The sequence below is a fragment of the Methyloversatilis discipulorum genome (assembly GCF_000527135.1).
GTDB lineage: Bacteria > Pseudomonadota > Gammaproteobacteria > Burkholderiales > Rhodocyclaceae > Methyloversatilis > Methyloversatilis discipulorum.
In genome coordinates this window covers 212,424-228,421 of record NZ_AZUP01000001.1, presented here as the reverse complement: position 1 = coordinate 228,421, position 15,998 = coordinate 212,424, and the positions used below count along the sequence as shown (strand labels likewise).

13 protein-coding genes are annotated in these 15,998 nt (G+C 67.2%); 1 reads left to right on the top strand and 12 read right to left on the bottom strand.

All coding sequences use genetic code 11. From position 1 onward, the window contains the following. Positions 1-15 precede the first annotated feature (15 nt). From METFAM1_RS0101045 to METFAM1_RS0101000, 10 genes are all read right to left on the bottom strand, one after another. The gene (locus METFAM1_RS0101045) at positions 16-3,729 is read right to left on the bottom strand and encodes a tetratricopeptide repeat protein (protein WP_019917625.1); all 3,714 of its coding nucleotides are present in this window, start codon (positions 3,727-3,729) and stop codon (positions 16-18) included. Beyond that, positions 3,692-6,511 (bottom strand): bifunctional glycoside hydrolase/polysaccharide deacetylase family protein, encoded by a 2,820-nt coding sequence (locus METFAM1_RS0101040; protein ID WP_019917624.1) that lies wholly within the window; start codon positions 6,509-6,511, stop codon positions 3,692-3,694. The genes METFAM1_RS0101045 and METFAM1_RS0101040 overlap by 38 nt, the downstream gene beginning before the upstream one ends. A 121-nt stretch (positions 6,512-6,632) precedes the next feature. Continuing rightward, the gene (locus tag METFAM1_RS0101035; protein ID WP_019917623.1) at positions 6,633-7,367 is read right to left on the bottom strand and encodes a proteasome-type protease; all 735 of its coding nucleotides are present in this window, start codon (positions 7,365-7,367) and stop codon (positions 6,633-6,635) included. A 74-nt stretch (positions 7,368-7,441) separates the two neighbouring features. After that, positions 7,442-8,251 (bottom strand): transglutaminase family protein, encoded by an 810-nt coding sequence (locus METFAM1_RS0101030; protein ID WP_024300351.1) that lies wholly within the window; start codon positions 8,249-8,251, stop codon positions 7,442-7,444. A gap of 11 nt (positions 8,252-8,262) precedes the next feature. After that, positions 8,263-9,213, bottom strand: coding sequence for an alpha-E domain-containing protein (locus METFAM1_RS0101025; RefSeq protein WP_020165207.1), 951 nt, complete (start codon positions 9,211-9,213; stop codon positions 8,263-8,265). Positions 9,214-9,215: 2 nt separating this feature from the next. Further along, positions 9,216-10,637 (bottom strand): circularly permuted type 2 ATP-grasp protein, encoded by a 1,422-nt coding sequence (locus tag METFAM1_RS0101020; protein WP_019917618.1) that lies wholly within the window; start codon positions 10,635-10,637, stop codon positions 9,216-9,218. Between the two features lie 212 nt (positions 10,638-10,849). Beyond that, a complete protein-coding gene (bktB, locus tag METFAM1_RS0101015; RefSeq protein WP_019917616.1) occupies positions 10,850-12,037 on the bottom strand; it encodes a beta-ketothiolase BktB in 1,188 nt (395 codons plus the stop codon). A 20-nt stretch (positions 12,038-12,057) separates the two neighbouring features. Beyond that, a complete protein-coding gene (locus METFAM1_RS0101010) occupies positions 12,058-12,984 on the bottom strand; it encodes a CobD/CbiB family protein (RefSeq protein ID WP_019917615.1) in 927 nt (308 codons plus the stop codon). A gap of 140 nt (positions 12,985-13,124) precedes the next feature. Further along, positions 13,125-13,718 carry a CoA pyrophosphatase gene (locus METFAM1_RS0101005; RefSeq protein WP_019917614.1) on the bottom strand — a complete coding sequence of 198 codons (594 nt, stop codon included), beginning with the start codon at positions 13,716-13,718 and terminating at the stop codon, positions 13,125-13,127. Next, a complete protein-coding gene (locus METFAM1_RS0101000; RefSeq protein WP_019917613.1) occupies positions 13,718-14,383 on the bottom strand; it encodes a retropepsin-like aspartic protease family protein in 666 nt (221 codons plus the stop codon). The genes METFAM1_RS0101005 and METFAM1_RS0101000 overlap by 1 nt, the downstream gene beginning before the upstream one ends. Between METFAM1_RS0101000 and METFAM1_RS0100995 the strand changes: the two genes are divergently transcribed. Next, entirely contained in the window at positions 14,373-15,077 is a 705-nt protein-coding gene (locus tag METFAM1_RS0100995; RefSeq protein WP_024300350.1) for a type 1 glutamine amidotransferase, read from the top strand. The genes METFAM1_RS0101000 and METFAM1_RS0100995 overlap by 11 nt on opposite strands. Positions 15,078-15,133: 56 nt before the next feature. Here METFAM1_RS0100995 and METFAM1_RS0100990 read toward each other — a convergent pair whose 3' ends face one another. After that, on the bottom strand, positions 15,134-15,619 hold the full coding sequence (locus METFAM1_RS0100990) for a YajQ family cyclic di-GMP-binding protein (protein ID WP_019917611.1): 486 nt from the start codon (positions 15,617-15,619) through the stop codon (positions 15,134-15,136). Positions 15,620-15,673: 54 nt separating this feature from the next. Next, the gene (ppnP, locus tag METFAM1_RS0100985; protein ID WP_019917610.1) at positions 15,674-15,988 is read right to left on the bottom strand and encodes a pyrimidine/purine nucleoside phosphorylase; all 315 of its coding nucleotides are present in this window, start codon (positions 15,986-15,988) and stop codon (positions 15,674-15,676) included. Positions 15,989-15,998: the final 10 nt, after the last annotated feature.

The window sequence follows — 15,998 nt, the reverse complement described above, 5'->3', positions numbered from 1 at the left end:
GCGAACTCTCCCGGTTCAGAAAAACAGTCGGTAATGCAGTGCGAATTCGGTGGTGCGCGCGAAGATGCCACCACCGCCCTTGTCCTGTCGCCAGGACAGTGAAAAATGATCGGTGCCGAGCAGGCTGCCGGCCACGCCCAGCGACACGTCGTAACCGGCGCCGGCGACGCTGTTGTTCGACACGCCGATCGAGCCGAAGGGCCGCAGCGCCTTCGTGTAGTCGCGCAGCAGGCGGATGTTGTGAGTGAGCCTGAGCCCCTGCAGATTGAAGCTCTGCGGTCGCAGCGCGGTGGCGTCCGCCGCGCTGTCGGCGAACAGGCGCTGCTTGATCTCGACCGCCCGCGCGTCGGCCAGATCGATGTCGGACGGACTGAAGCGGTAGCCGGCGACATAGGCGCTGACTTCGAGATCGGGCAGTTCGGTGCGGATCGAATGCACCAGCTCAGCCTGCCACAGACGGCCGCTGCCGATGGACAGGCCGTTCTGCACCCGGTAGCGGTAGCCGCCCAGCTGCAGGCCGACGCGGTCGTAACGTGACACGCGGTAACTCGCGCGAAGATCGATCTGGTCGCGCATGCCGGCCGCGCGCAGGCCGAGGTTCTCGGTCGCCGGCATGTCGATGCCGACGCCGGCCGTTGCGCTGAGCCGGTTGTCGATGCGCTGTTCGCGCTCGATGGCGAAGGGGTGGATGGTTTCAAAGCCGTCGCGCTGACCGAACGTGATGCGGGTGGTGCCGTCGTCGTGCATCCACGCGAGCTTGCCGAGCAGATAGCTGCTCTCGCCCGGTACCGCCGAGAACTGCGTGTTGTCGCCGCGACTGCGCGAGATCGAGCCGAACTCCAGACTCATCCGCAGATCGGGCGCGATCGCCATGTCCAGCGTAGCGCCCGCCTGTCGCTCGTCGATGCCGCCCAGTTCGCGCTGCGCGATGTCGAGATCGAAGCGGTGCGCGTAATCGAGCATTGCATCGGACAGTTGCAGATGCAGCGGCGCGTCGTCGCGCTGGGCGTCCATCGTGTCGAAGGCGGCCGTCTGCGCCCGGCGCAGGTCGCCGACCAGGCGCGCGCTGTTCACGCGGTCGTAGCGCGGCAGGCGCTCGTCCCAGGTTTCGAGCAGCGCGCCGACCGCGGCGACGTCGCCCTGCCCCAGCGCAGCGGTGATGTCGGCCCACAGCGGGCGGTTCAGCGCGCGCCCGTACTGGTGCCACAGGAAGCCGCGCACCGCGTCGTACTCGCCGCGGTCGATGAACCAGGACAGCGCCAGTTCGCGCGCCGCCGGCAGCCACTGGCCGTCCGGCGCGCGGTCCAGCCGCAGCACCTCGCGCAACAGTGCGTGTGACGCGTCGCCCGGCTGCTGTGCCCGCGCCAGCCGCACGCGCGCCAGCCGCTGCAGCTGGCCGATGTCGCCGGCCGCCAGTTCGCCCCGCCGCGGTCGCTCCTGCGCCCACAGCGACTGCCGCAGGCGCCAGGCACGGTCGACCTCCTGGTTCTGTTCCAGCGCGTCGGCGACATTCATCATCCACAGGAAGTCGCCGCGCTTGCGGCCGAAGCGCGGGAGCATGTAGCGCTCGAGCGCCACCTGCGGGCGTGACAGCGCCTGCCAGGCCGCGGCCAGCGCGTCGTGCAGCGCCTCGTCCTGCGCCCAGGCCTGTTCCTTGCGCAGCAACAGGTCGCGCAGCGCACGCACTTCGTTGCCGTCTATCAGCAGCCACAGCAGCGCCGAGCGCACGTCGGCCGAATCCGGCACCAGGGTCAGTGCGGCGCTGAAATCGGCGAAAGCGAGATCGCGGCGCCCGGCCGACTGGTGCCACTGCGCGCGCATCTGCAGGAACAGCGGCACGCGCTCGGCCTCGGCCATTTGCGCGGCATCCATGTCGCCGATGATGCGACCGACGTCCTGCGGCCGGCCGGCGAACACGTAGAGGTCCAGCGTGCGCATCAGCCACGGCGTGTCGCCATAGCGTCGCCAGCCGCGCTCGGCCTCCCGTGCCGCCGCCAGCGGCGCGACGTCGGTCAGCAGTTCGATCAGGTCGGACAGTTCGAAGGCATCCGAGTCCTCGAAGCGCGTCACCCGTTCGAGCGCAGCGCGTGCCCGGTCGTCGTCCTGCAGCAGCAGGGCGAGCGAGGAATACAGGCGCCAGTAGTCGCGATCGGCATCGGTCGCCACCGCCTTGGCCGATTCGAGCGCCTGCATCGCGTCGGCGAAGCGGCTGCGCACGATGAGCAGTGCGGCGCGACGCGACGCGCGCGCCGGCTCGGGTGCGACGACGGTGTCGAGGCGGGCCAGCGTGGCCAGCGCGAGGTCGATGTCGCCGGCGCGTTCGGCCAGATCGGCCAGCGCCTTCAGCGCCTGTGGCGTGGGCGCGCTGGCGGTGATCTTCTGCAGGAAGGCGATGCCCTCACGCGGCCGGCCCAGCCTTTCGTAGGCGGCGACGATCTCGCCCAGCAGGCGCATGTCACCCGGCGTGCGGCGCAGCCGGTGCTGCAGCGCCGGCAGCAGCGCCCCGTCGTCGAGCAGGCCCGGCGCCAGCCGCAGCACCGCGTCCCAGGCGTCTTCGCGGCCGGTACGCTGCGCCAGCACGAGCCACTGGTCCAGCGCCTCCTGCGGCTTGCCGGCCCATTCGGACACGGTGGCCAGACGCTCGCGCCATTTCATGTCGTCCGGCGCCTGACGCACCGCCGAGGCGGCCACGCGCTGCGCGTCGTCGAGCTGGCGGTTGCCGACAAAGGCTTCGTAACCCAGCGTGTAGATCCTGTCGTCGAAGGGCAGGTCCGGTCCTGCGCCGGTGGCGACGCGCCACGGCTGCGCGTCGAAGCCGGCCTGCGCGAGCATGGTGCGGCGCCACTGTTGCTGCAGCGACAGCTTCAGCATCTGCTTCGCGTAGCGGGCGGCCGCGTCCGGACGGTTGGCGGCGCGCGCCAGCTTGACCAGGTAGTAGAGCACCTCGGTGTCGTTCGCCAGTTCGCCGATCTCGCGCTCTGCGGTGTCGAGCGCGAGATCCAGCAGATTGCCTGACTGCAGCGTGCGCAGTGCCTGCAGGAAGAGCTGGCGACGGGCCGCGGCGTCGGGCTCGCGGCTGCGCTGCAGCAGCAGCATGCGCGCCGCGCCCTCGTACTCGCCCTGCCCCAGCAGTTCCGCCGCGGCCTGACCGTACAGGCGCGGATCGACCGCGCTGCCGTCGCGCTGGAAGGTGGCGATCAGATCCAGCGCCAGCAGCGCCTGCCCGCGCGACAGCGCGCGCTGCACCAGCGACATCCGGTTGATCTCGGTCAGGCCCTCGATCGCGACGGCGTTGCGCAGGCGTTGCGGCAGTTGCGCCTCAAGTTCCACGTGGCGCGACGACCACTGCGGCGAAGACAGCAATTCGCTCTCGTACAGCGTCCACTCGACCCAGCGCGCTTCGGTCAGCGTGTCGCGGTCGACGCCACTCGCCAGCAGCGGCGCCAGATCGGCGCGCGCCTGTTCGTAGTCGCGCCGCGCCAGCGACTGCCGCACCAGCGCCAGTCGCAGCTCGGGGTTCCGCGGATCGGTGCGCAGCAGGTTGCGCAGATAGGCAACGGTGAGCATGTCGCCGCGGGTGGCGTTGATCGTGTACTGCACCAGCGCCTGATAGGGATAGAGCAGCACCAGCAGCACGCCGACCAGCGCGCCGATGCCGAGCAGCACGTGCGGTGCGACCAGGCGCGGTCGCTCAAGCGAGGCGGCAGCGTAGCTCGATCGTCGCAGCATGGGCGCTCAGTCGGAAGTGGGTCAGCGCGCCGCCGCGGCGCTGCGCGGCGAGTGCGCGGCCGTCGGCGGAAACGCTGCAGCGCTCGACGTTCGCCAGCGCGAACTCGAGCGGCACGTGGGCACGCAGTTCGAAGCGGTAACGCTCGCCGTCGCGCGTCGCCGACAGCACGCGGGCATTGGCGTCGGCCAGCATCGGCAGGCGCGGATCGTCCGCCGTCAGCCGCAGTTCGGCCTCGTCCGCGCCGAGGTGCACATAGCGACCCTCGTCGCCGTCGCGGAAGCCGGCCACGCCCGGCGACGCCGGCAGATCCGGCACGCCCAGTTCGCGCGGCAGGCGCAGCGTGCGCAGGTGGTGGGCGTTGCGCACCAGATAGCGCTCGCCGTCCAGCGTACGCGCCAGCACCACATCGTTGAAGTTCATCGCGATGCGCACGTATTCGCTCGGATAGACCGGGTGTACCGGCTGCGCCAGCGCGTGACGGTACACCTTGTGCAGCGCTTCCAGCGCCGCCTGTTTGCTCGCCGAATAGGTGTGGTAGTAGATGTTGATCGGCTTGAGCCGGCGCGGCTTGTCGGTGAAATCGAAGGTTTCGGTGACGCGCTCGAAGCCGTAGAACGGACCGGTCCACAGATTGGTATAGACGTTCTCGTTCATGATCGGCGCATGAACGTGAAAGTGCCGGCCCTGCCAGGTGCCGAGCGCCGACACGGCGGCCAGGCTGGGGTAGAGGCGATTGGCCACCGTGTTGCCGCCATTCATCTGCACCATGCCGAGACGCTCGACCATTTCGAGCGCGGCTTCGGTCGGCGCCGCGTCGCCGGTCCACAGCATCAGGCCGACCGGCTTGCCGGGCGGCGCGAGACGGCTGCGGATGTAATCGACCGAGCCGGCGATTTCGCGCTCCAGCGACGGCACGTAGCCCTCGGGCGCGAGCGAATACCCCTGCAAGGCCCGCTTCGCCTCGCCGCGCTCGACGCTGTCCCAATAGAACGGATGGGTATAGCTGTGCGACGCGATCTCGACGTGCGGCAGCGCGAACATGCGGCGCGCGACTGACTCCATTTCGGCCGAATCCTTCGCGTACGGCCCCTGTGCGCTGGTTTCGATCTCGATCACCGACGTCGCGTGCGGCACGGTGTAGCGCTTCAGCACGTCATCGAGCAGCACCTCGGCGGCCAGCCGACGGCCCTTCATTTCCGCGCGTGAGGCGAAGCCGTCGCCGTCAATGTGGGCGAAGAACATGCGGCGGCCGCTCAGCGTGGTGGTGTCGGGTACCGGTAACGGCGGCAGCGCGAGCGCATCGCGGATGAAGGAGAAGGGCTCGACGATCCAGCGCGTCTGCGGCTCCTCCAGCGGCAGCACGCGGATGGCGAAGGGATGCAGCGCAAAACCGCCCCAGGGCATCTGTGCCACCGCGTCATAGCGCTTGCCATCGGCATCCGACACGGTGAGCAGCGTCCGTGCTTGCGCGCTGTCGACGCGTATCCGCGCCAGCTGTCCGCGTTCGGCAATCGGTGGCGATTCGAAGCCGACCGACGGATCGGCCGACGTCACCTCAATCCTACCGCGCGCCGGCGCAACCGCCGCCAGACCGGCCTCACGCAGGAAATCGCCCGCCGGCTCGAAGCCGAAGGAGCCGAAGACCGCCAGACGGGTGCCCTCAGCGATACGCGCCGCCATCCAGCGCGCCAACACGGTGGCGCGCGCCGGCGGCACGTAGCCGTCGAGCCAGCTCACGACCCCCGCGTACTCGGCGGCTGGCACGGTGTCCGGCAGCGCCTGGTTCACGTCGACATACTCCGCCACATAGCCGAGGTGATTGACCGGCATCTCGGCGTAGCGATGAGCGCTCGATACATTGACGCGCGCCGCCTCGCCGCTGTTGTACAGGAACAGTATCTTGCGCGGCAGCACCTCGACCAGACCGACGCCGAGGTGACGCAGATCGCCGTCGGTGACGTAGGGCACGATGCCGTGCGCATGGATGCGTCGCGCGGTGTCACGTGCCTGTTCGCGTGCAGCGGGTGCCACGTAGTCGATGGCGATCGCCGTCACGCCGAAGTTGTCGCGCGCCGCGAGCAGTTGTCCGAGCAGCCAGTCGCGGTCCGCCTGCCCGACCTCGACATAGCGCTTCTTCTTCGCGTCCCAGCCGCGGTACAGCGATTCGGCGGCGACCGCATAGACCTCGCCGCGCAGGTCGGGCAGCAGTTCGAAGCCGCGGTTGAAGATGAGCCGGATGCCCGGGAAGCGGCTGCGCAACTGCCGCACCACGGCCACCATGCCCTGCTGCTGGGCGACGACGTCGACGCCATTGACCAGATGGTAGGAATCCAGCGTGTCGAGAAAGAAGCCGCGATAGCCACGCGTCCACAAGGGCGCGATCACCTGTTCGGCGAAGAAGGCCGGCCACGCCTCTTGCGCCTGGTCGATCACGATGGATTTCCAGGCCGGGTTGCGGCCGATGCGCCAGGCTTCCGGAATGCGCGCCGCGTAGGGCCGGGTCGGATGCACTTCGCCCACGCTGACGTAGGCGAACAGTTCGGAGCGTCCTTTCCCGCGATAGGCGACCGGATCGAAGCCGTGGTCGGGCTCGACCACGGCGATGTCGAAAGCCTTCATCGCCGTCAGCGGGGCGTCGGCGCCGTAGTGCAGCGCAACGGACGGCAGTTCGCCGGCCTGCGCCCTGACAGTCGCGGCGAACAGGGCGAGCGCGACGAAGCACAGCAGACGGGTGAAACGCGACAAAAGCGGGCGGTGCAGCGAACGAAAGGTCGAAAGCATCAGGTCACGGGCGCCGACAGGGTTTCCGGTGAACGGCGCATTGTGGGGGAACCTTTAGCTTGCAGGCTCGACTTGACCGATATTTGCGCTGCACAACGCTCCCGCGCCGCCGGCAGCCCGTTCAGGCGAGCGGAATCCAGTCCGGCGACGGCAGCGCATGGAAAGCTTCGCGCAGGCTTTCGCCCCAGCGGGTGCGGATCATTTCGAAGTAGGCGTTCTCGGCGTCGATGCGGGTGTGCGAGCACACCTTCAGCGCGCCGGTGCGCAGCACTAGCAGGTCCAGCGGCAGACCGACCGACAGATTGGAGCGGATGGTCGAATCCATCGAAATCAACGCGCACTTGGCCGCCTCGTCCAGCGTCGTTTCCGGGCGGATGACGCGGTCAATGATGGGCTTGCCGTATTTGGCCTCGCCGATCTGGAAGTAAGGCGTGTCGCGCGTCGCCTCGATGAAGTTGCCGGCGGCGTAGATCTGGAACAGGCGCGGCTCCTCGCCCAGTATCTGACCGCCGAGGATGAGGCTGGCGTTGAACTCGATGCCGAATTCCTTCAGCGCCTCGCCGTCGCGCGCGTGCACCTCGCGCAGGCAGTCGCCGACGTGGCGCGCCGCCTCGAACATGTTCGACACCGTGTAGAGGTTGGGCCCGTCGGTGGCGAGGCGCTCGCGCAGCAGGCTCACCAGCGTCTGCGTCAGCGCGAGGTTGCCGGCGCTCATCAGCACCAGCACACGCTCGCCCGGGCGCTCGAACAGATTCATCTTGCGGAAGGTGTTGATGTGATCGACACCGGCGTTGGTGCGCGAATCGGACAGGCAGACGAGCCCGGCGTCGAGCAGCATGCCCACGCAGTAGGTCATGGCGGATTTCCGTCAGGGAAAAGTTGAATGTTAGACGGGCGACGCGACCTGCGCATCGCCCGGAACGGACGCGCTCAGTGCGTGTGGATGGACACCCGGGTGAGTGTGCGTGTGACCGCCTCGCCACCGGCCATGCGGACCGGGCAGGCGTCGAGGTGATCGCGTCCGACCGCCAGCCTGCAGTAGCCGTGGCCTGCCAGCGCGCGTTCGAGCACATCGACGCTGACCCAGCCGGCTTCGCCGCCCGGAGCTGGCCCGCTGGCCAGCCAGACGTCGACCCAGGCGTGCGGCGCCGCCCACTCGCCGGCGGCGTCGATCAGGTAGCCACTGACGTAACGTGCCGGCAACCCGGCCGCGCGGCAGCAGGCGATGAAGGCGTGCGCGATGTCGGCGCTGCAGCCGAAGCCGGCGTCCAGCGCGGTCGAGGCGCCACCCGGCGGCAGGCAATCCGGCTGATGACGCACCGCGCCGCACACTGCACCGCTGAGGTCCAGCAGTTCACCCACCGTATCGCGCCGCGCCCGCAGATGGCTGGCAGCCATCGCGTGCGCCTGTTCGTCCGCCTCGGTCAGCCGTGTGCCGGCCAGATAGGACAGCGGCGACAGCGTGCCGCTGTCGCGCGGCATCCAGGCGTCGGCGTCGGTCAGCCGCACGGTGCCGCTGACGACGATGGACAGTTCGCTGTGCGGCCGGTCCAGCGTCAGCAGGTGACCGATGTTGCCGTGCGCATCGACCGAGCGGCGCGCGCTGCCCGGCGCCTGCACGCGCCAGTTCAGCGGGCGCTGGGTCGAGTCCTCGCGCGGCGTCAGCCGCAACTGCTGGATGCTGTAGTTGACCGGGCTGGCGTACTGCAGCGTGGTTTCGTGACGGATATCGAGCAGCATGGCGATCTCCTTCAACTGGATGACATCGGAACCAGGAAATCGTTTGAAATGCGGTTGCCGAGGTCGTTCACGCGCACGATGAACTGCGTCAGGTACTCGTGCAGCCCGCGCGCGAACACGTCCTCGATACGGCCGAACTTCAGGCTGGCCTGCAGTTCGCCGGCACGGCGCTGGGTTTCCTTCGAGCGATAGTTCGACACCGCCAGCAGGTTTTCGTACACCTCGACCATGCTGGTGCGCAGCGAACGCGGCATCTGGTCGTTCAGGATCAGCAGTTCGGTTACCTTCACCGGCGTGATCAGGTCGCGATACACCTTGCGATACACCTCGAAGGCCGACACCGAGCGCAGCAGCGCGCTCCACTGGTAGTAATCGGCAGCGGCGTCGGGCGGCGCCTTGCCGTCGACCAGCATGTGGTACTTCACATCGATGAAGCGCGCGGTTGCGTCAGCCCGTTCGAGGAAGGTGCCGAGGCGGATGAAGTGAAAGGCTTCATCGCGCAGCATGGTGCCCAGCGTGACGCCGCGCGACAGGTGGGAGCGGAATTTCACCCACTCGAAGAATTCGCCGATCTCGCTGCCCGACAGTTTCCAGCGCGGGTAGTCGCGCATCTTCAGCCAGGTGTCGTTGGTGGTTTCCCACATTTCCGACGTGATGGTGCCGCGCACCGCGTGCGCGTTCTCGCGCGCCATGCGCAGGCAGCTCATGATGGACGACGGATTGCTGCCGTCGAACACCATGAATTCGAGCACCGACTCCATCGTCGCCGCCGGGTATTTGGCGCGGAAGGCGTCCTCGAGGCCGGTGATCGACAAGGTGGCGCCCCAGCCGGCGTCGATGCCGCCATCGGCCTGCGGCACCATGGACATGCGGTAATTCACGTCCAGCATGCGGGCGACGTTCTCGGCGCGCTCGATGTAGCGCGCCATCCAGTACAGGTGGTCTGCGGTTCGGCTCAGCATGTTCAGATCTCCAGAACCCAGGTGTCCTTGGTGCCGCCGCCCTGCGACGAATTCACCACCAGGGAGCCTTCTCGCAGCGCGACCCGGGTCAGACCGCCCGGCACCATATTGATGTCCTTGCCCGACAGCACGAAGGGACGCAGGTCGATGTGGCGCGGCGCGATGCCGGCGTCGACGAAGGTCGGGCAGGCCGACAGCGACAGCGTGGGCTGCGCGATGTAGCGCTCCGGCGTCTCGGTCAGCAGCTGGCGGAAGCGCTCGATCTCCTCCTTCGACGCGCGCGGCCCGATCAGCATGCCGTAGCCGCCGGCGCCGTGCGTTTCCTTGACCACCAGCTCGTCGAGGTGAGCCAGCACGTAGGCGAGGTCCTCCTTCTTGCGGCACATATAGGTGGGCACGTTGTTCAGCAGCGGCTCCTCGCCGAGGTAGAAGCGGATCATCTCCGGCACGTAGGGATAGATGGACTTGTCGTCCGCCACCCCGGTGCCGATCGCATTCGCCAGCGTCACGTGGCCGGCGCGATAGACCTGCAGCAGGCCGGGCACGCCCAGCATGGAATCGGCGCGGAAAGCCAGCGGGTCGAGGAAGTCATCGTCGATGCGCCGGTAGATCACGTCGACGCGCTGCGGGCCCTGGGTGGTGCGCATGTACAGGTGTTCGTCGCGCACGAACAGATCCTGACCTTCGACCAGTTCGACGCCCATCTGCTGGGCGAGGAAGGCGTGTTCGAAGTAAGCCGAGTTGTAGGCGCCCGGCGTCAGCACGATGACGGTCGGATCGAGCACGCCGGCCGGCGCGACGGCGCGCAGATTGCTCAGCAGCATGTCCGGGTAGTGCTCGACCGGTGCCACGCGGTAGCGCGAGAACAGCTCCGGGAAGAGCCGCATCATCATGCGCCGGTCTTCCAGCATGTAGGACACGCCGGACGGCACGCGCAGGTTGTCCTCCAGCACGTAGAACTCGCCGGCCCCGGCGCGCACGACGTCGACGCCGGCGATGTGGGCGTAGATGCCGCCCGGCACATCGACGCCCTGCATTTCCGGCCGGTACTGGCTGTTCGACAGCACCTGCTCAGCCGGAATCTTGCCGGCCTTGATGATTTCCTGGTCGTGGTAGACGTCGTGCAGGAACATGTTCAGCGCCTTCACGCGCTGACGCAGGCCGGCGGCCAGCTGCTTCCACTCCTGGGCAGGGATGATGCGCGGCACGACGTCGAACGGAATGAGCCGCTCCTTGCCCTCTTCCTCGCCATAGACCGCGAAGGTGATGCCGACCCGGTGGAACACCAGATCCGCTTCGGCACGCTTTTGCGCGATGCGCTCCGGCGGGGTTTCCGCCAGCCACTTCTGGTAGCCAGCGTAATGAGCGCGCACCGTGCCGTCGGCGCCGTTCATTTCGTCATAGATCGAGGACGGGTTGGCCATGATCGGGTTGTCTCGTGTGATTGTTTGGCGCGTACACGTGTTCAGCGAAAAATGTGCCATGCCGGAAACCGGCGCCAGGACTGGAAACCTTCCGCTTTGAAGGGTTTTACGCACCAAGCGGGTGCGGAACCCGGATTCATGTGGTGCAGTGCCCTGAAACGAAAACGCCCCGCACAGGGCGGGGCGTTTTCGTCAGACCGGGAAAGCCTCGATCAGATCCGTTCGATGATGCCTGCGATGCCCTGACCGCCACCGATACACATGGTGATCAGACCATAGCGGCCGCCGGTGCGCTGCAGTTCGTACAGGCACTTGACGGTCAGGATGGCGCCGGTGGCACCGACCGGGTGACCCAGACCGACGGCGCCCCCGTTCGGGTTCACCTTGGCCGGATCGAGCCCCAGTTCGCGCGTGCAGCACATGGCCTGCACGGCGAAGGCTTCGTTCGATTCGATCACGTCGAGATCGGAGGCCTTCAGACCGGCGCGCTGCAGCGCCATCTTGACGGCCGGGATCGGGCCGGTGCCCATGATGGTCGGGTCAACGCCGGCGACCGCGTAGGACACCAGACGGGCCAACGGCTTGGCGCCGGCGCGGGCAGCGGCACCGGCTTCCATCATGACGATGGCAGCGGCGCCGTCATTGATGCCCGAAGCATTGCCGGCGGTGACCGAACCGTCCTTCTTGAACACCGGGCGCAGCTTGGCCATACCTTCGATCGACGCGTCACGGCGGAAGTGTTCGTCGGTGTCGATGACGGTGGTGCCCTTCTTGGTCACCACTTCCAGCGGCGCGATCTGCGACTTGAAGTGACCGGCATCGGTCGCCGCAGCCGCCTTCTGGTGCGAAGCGACGGCGAAGGCGTCCTGCTCCTCGCGATTGAAGCCGAACTGGCTGGCGATGTTCTCGGCAGTGATGCCCATGTGCACCGTGTCGAACGGATCGGTCAGCGCGCCGACCATCATGTCGATCATCTTGGTGTCGTTCATGCGCGCGCCCCAGCGGGCAGCCGGCATCAGGTAGCCGCCGCGGCTCATCGTTTCGACGCCGCCACCGACCGCGCAGTCGGCGTCGCCAAGCTGGATCGCGTTGGCCGCCGACACGATGGCCTGGAAGCCCGAGCCGCACAGGCGGTTCACGCCCATGGCGCACGATTCCTTCGACATGCCGCCGTTGATCGCCACGACGCGCGACACGTACATGTCGCGTGCTTCGGTGTGGATCACGTTGCCCAGCACCAGGTGCTGCGCTTCCTTCGCATCGACGCCAGCGCGCGCGAAGGCGGCCTTGACCACGTGCGCGCCCAGATCGCAGGCCGTGAAGTCCTTCAGCGAACCGCCGTATGCGCCGATCGGCGTACGTGCAGCACCTACGATCACCACTTCTCTCTTGTCAGCCATCAGTACCACCTCCGTTGAAATCAGCTACCGACATAGCCAGCCAGCGTAAGCAGGCCGAGCAAAAGAAGACAAAATATAAGTGTGCGCCAAACAAGGCCGATCGCGCTTTGCATGAGATCAACATCGGCGTCATCGCCCATGCCCAGTTCGGGCCGGTCCGCGACTTCGCCGAGTTCGAACAGCGGTGCGCCGAGCTTTACGCCGAGCGCCCCGCCGCCGCTGGCGAGCAGAATGCCCGCCGCCTGCTCAGGCCATTTTGCGGCCTGCGTGCGCCAGCAATGCACTGCGTCCTCGAAGTCGCCAACAATGGCGAAGGTCGCGGCAGTCATGCGCACAGGGATGAAATCCAGCCATTCGTACATGTTCCGCGCGAAGCGGCCGAAGGCACCAAATTCGATGTTTTCGCGCCGCGCCCACGACCACGACAGGCGTTCGGTCAGGCGATAGAGCAAGGGGCCGGTCGGCCCCGGCAACAGCGCGAACAGCGCCAGCGGTGCGAACACGTGGCGATGCGCCGCCAGCAGGCCCTGTTCGATCGCCAGGCGGGCGATCTCTTCCTGCTTCATCCGGTCGGTGTTGCGCGACAGCCAGTTGCCCAGTTCACGCCGCGCCGTGTCGGTGTCACCGGCACGCAGTGCGTCGGCGGTGGCTTCGAAATGGTGGCTGAACTGGCGAAAGCCCATGGTCACGTAGAGCACGATGACATTGAGCACCCAGCCGAGCACCGGGTTGATCCAGACGAGGAAAAGATAGAGGAACCAGACGGCCGCCACCGGCAGGCCGACGGCCAGCGACCACGCGACCACGCCATGGCGCGCCTCGCCAGCGTTCAGGCGCTGTTCGAACCAGGCCGCATAGCGGGCAAGAGGGCCTGCGACGACGCGCTCATAGGAAAGCGGTTTGTACTGCTCGATCAGCAGTGCGACGAAAAGAGACAGCCAGGTCATGTGATGCGTTATCGCCTTACGAGCACCCGGACGATATCACAGTGAAGCTTGCGGGAGCCTTGCAAGCCGTCATCCTGTCGAACCCGGCAGGTCGGGCAGGCGACCGGTCAGCCGGGTGACCGTCATGCCGCCCGGCAGTTTCAGTCCTTCAGCAGGTGTTCGGCGAAGCTGACGATCATGCCGGCGGTGGCGCCCCAGATGTCGTAGCCCTGCCAGGGCATGGCCCAGAATTCGCGGGTGATGCCCTGATGTTCAATGCTGCCGCGTCGCCGGTTGGCCGGATCGAGCAGAAAGGACAGCGGCGTCTCGAAGGCCTCGGCCACCTCGAAGGCGTCGAGCTGCAATTGCAGCGGCGTGCGCAACAGTCCGACCACCGGCGTGACGCGAAAGCCGCTGGCGGTGATGTAGTAATCCGGCAGGCGGCCGATCAGTTCGACCTGCTCCGGCGCCAGGCCGATCTCCTCCTGCGCTTCGCGCAGGGCGGTCGCCTCGGGCGAGGTGTCGCCGGCATCGACGCGACCGCCGGGGAAGGCGATCTGACCCGGGTGATCGTGCAGATGGGCGCTGCGCCGGGTCAGCAGCAGCGTCGGTTCGATCCCGCCGACCACCACCGGCACCAGTACGGCCGCCGGCGTGAAACCGGCGAAGCGTACGTCCGGCTGCGCCGCCGGCAGAGACAGACGGGTACGCAGGCGAGCGATGTCGAAGCCTGCAGCGGGCGCGGTAAAGTCCATCAGAAGCGCTGCCTCAAGGTCATGACCTGTCCGTTGCGCTGCATGTCCATGCGGTTCAGGAAACTCATGCCGAGCAGCACCTGCGGCATTTCGGCGTCCATCACGGCCGCTTCGACATTGGCCTGGGTCACGCTGCCCAGCTTCACGCTGGCCAGCCGGACGCGCCAGGCGCGGACCACGCCATTGGCGGTTTGCACCCGCATCGCCTCGGCGCGGGACAGATCGACGCCGGCACGGCGGGCCTGGTTGCGGTCCATCGCGATCACGGTGGCGCCGGTGTCGAGCAGGAATTTCATCGGTACGCCATTGATCGACCCATCGGCGGAGAAGTGCCCCTGCTGATCGGCGTTCAGGTGGATGACCGAGGCCGACGTTTCGGCGCTGCGCTGCGACGCCACGTTCTCGCCGATGCGCAGCTGCACGCGGCGGCCGTCGATGTCGACCCAGGCGCGGTCGCCCTCGACCGACAGCAGCTTCACCCCCTCCGGCGAACGGGCGCCCGGTGCCAGCGTGCGCGGCGCGCCACCATCGATCACCAGCACCGCCTTGCCGCCGAACACGCCGGCCAGCGATACGTCGGCCGCATGCACGGCGCTTGCGCCAGCGAGGACGGCGAGCGCGAGCGTGGCTAGAATGCGGCGAGGAGGTGTTTCGATGAAACCCATTGCAGTGTTCCGTCACAGTCCGACCGAAGGACCCGGTCATTTTGCTACATATATCAACGGCCTGGGCCGTGAAATCCGCCTGTTTGCGATGGATTGCGGCGATCCGGTGCCAACCGATCCGTCGGCCTTCGCCGGCCTCTGCTTCATGGGCGGGCCGATGAGCGTGAATGATCCGCTGCCGTGGATTCCGCCAGCGCTCGAACTGATACGCAAGGCTGTCGCCGCCGACATTCCGGTGATCGGCCACTGCCTGGGCGGCCAGCTGATGTCGAAGGCGCTTGGCGGCACCGTCGGCGCCAATCGCTGCAAGGAGATAGGCTGGCTGGACGTCCATGCCACCGACCCGGCTGCGGCCGAATGGTTCGGCGACCGGGCACACTTTCCGTCCTTCCACTGGCATGGCGAAACCTTCACCGTGCCGACCGGCGCCACCCGGGTGCTGGCCTCGGACGGCTGCGACAACCAGGCCTGGGCCATGGGCAAGCACCTGGCGATGCAGTGCCACATCGAAATGACCGAGGATCTGGTGAAGTCGTGGTGTACCGGCGGCGCCGACGAAATCGCCGAGGCCGCGGCCCAGCCGACGGTGCAGCAGCCGGCGGACATCCAGCGCGACCTGGAAGCGCGCATCGCGGCGCTGCACGCGGTGGCGGAAACCGCCTACGCGCAGTGGGTGAAGGGGCTGAAGGACTGAAACGGGGCGGCTCGCCGCTATCGCGGACGCGATGGCGGCGGCGCCTGACTCATCGCTCAGTCGCGGAAGTTGCCGAACTGCAGCGGAATGTCGGTCACCTGCTTGCGCAGCAGCGCGATCGCCTCCTGCAGCACGTCGCGCTTGGCGCCGGTGACGCGCACTTCCTCGCCCTGGATGCTGCCCTGCACCTTGAGCTTGCTGTCCTTCAGGATGCGCACGATCTTCTTCGCCGATTCGCTCTCGATGCCGACCTTGAGCTTCAGCTCCTGCTTCATCTTGTTGCCGCTGATCTTCTGCGCGTCGCAGCGCTCGACCGAGCGCACGTCGATGCCGCGCTTGGCGAACTTGCCAAGCAGCACGTCATAGACCTGGTCGAGCTTGAAGTCGTCGTCGGCGAACAGCGTGAGCAGCTTGTCGCCCTGCTCCACGCGCGCGTCCGAACCCTTGAAATCGAAGCGGTTGGTGATTTCCTTGTTCGCCTGGTCGACCGCGTTGCGCAGTTCGACCATGTCGATTTCGGAACTGATGTCGAAGGACGGCATGCTGAAAACCTCGTGTGCTGCGTGCGGGCGCCAGGCGGCGCCCGGTGATGCGGATCAGCCGAAATGGCAGACGTAGTGGTAGGGCTCGCCGCTCACTTCGATGTCGAAGGACGAATTGCCCGGCACGTTGTAGGACTCACCCGCGCCGTAGGTCTTCCACTCCGTTTCACCCTTGAGGCGCACACGGCAGCTGCCTGCCACGCCTTCCATGATTTCCGGCGCGCCGGTGTTGAAGGTGAGCGTAGCCGGCAGGATGACGCCGACCGACTTCTTGGTGCCGTCGGCGAACTGGATGCTGTGGCTGACACACTTGCCGTCGAAGTACACATTGGCCTTCTTGACGACGCTGACGTTGTCGAACTGGGACATGTTCTTTTCC

Bases quoted from the DNA above. Each gene is read 5' to 3' on its own strand.
- METFAM1_RS0101045 (WP_019917625.1), bottom strand. From the start codon at position 3,729: ATGCTGCGACGATCGAGCTACGCTGCCGCCTCGCTTGAGCGACCGCGC.
- METFAM1_RS0101040 (WP_019917624.1), bottom strand. From the start codon at position 6,511: ATGCTTTCGACCTTTCGTTCGCTGCACCGCCCGCTTTTGTCGCGTTTC.
- METFAM1_RS0101035 (WP_019917623.1), bottom strand. From the start codon at position 7,367: ATGACCTACTGCGTGGGCATGCTGCTCGACGCCGGGCTCGTCTGCCTG.
- METFAM1_RS0101030 (WP_024300351.1), bottom strand. From the start codon at position 8,251: ATGCTGCTCGATATCCGTCACGAAACCACGCTGCAGTACGCCAGCCCG.
- METFAM1_RS0101025 (WP_020165207.1), bottom strand. From the start codon at position 9,213: ATGCTGAGCCGAACCGCAGACCACCTGTACTGGATGGCGCGCTACATC.
- METFAM1_RS0101020 (WP_019917618.1), bottom strand. From the start codon at position 10,637: ATGGCCAACCCGTCCTCGATCTATGACGAAATGAACGGCGCCGACGGC.
- bktB (WP_019917616.1), bottom strand. From the start codon at position 12,037: ATGGCTGACAAGAGAGAAGTGGTGATCGTAGGTGCTGCACGTACGCCG.
- METFAM1_RS0101010 (WP_019917615.1), bottom strand. From the start codon at position 12,984: ATGACCTGGCTGTCTCTTTTCGTCGCACTGCTGATCGAGCAGTACAAA.
- METFAM1_RS0101005 (WP_019917614.1), bottom strand. From the start codon at position 13,718: ATGGACTTTACCGCGCCCGCTGCAGGCTTCGACATCGCTCGCCTGCGT.
- METFAM1_RS0100995 (WP_024300350.1), top strand. From the start codon at position 14,373: ATGAAACCCATTGCAGTGTTCCGTCACAGTCCGACCGAAGGACCCGGT.
- METFAM1_RS0101000 (WP_019917613.1), bottom strand. From the start codon at position 14,383: ATGGGTTTCATCGAAACACCTCCTCGCCGCATTCTAGCCACGCTCGCG.
- METFAM1_RS0100990 (WP_019917611.1), bottom strand. From the start codon at position 15,619: ATGCCGTCCTTCGACATCAGTTCCGAAATCGACATGGTCGAACTGCGC.
- ppnP (WP_019917610.1), bottom strand. From the start codon at position 15,988: ATGTCCCAGTTCGACAACGTCAGCGTCGTCAAGAAGGCCAATGTGTAC.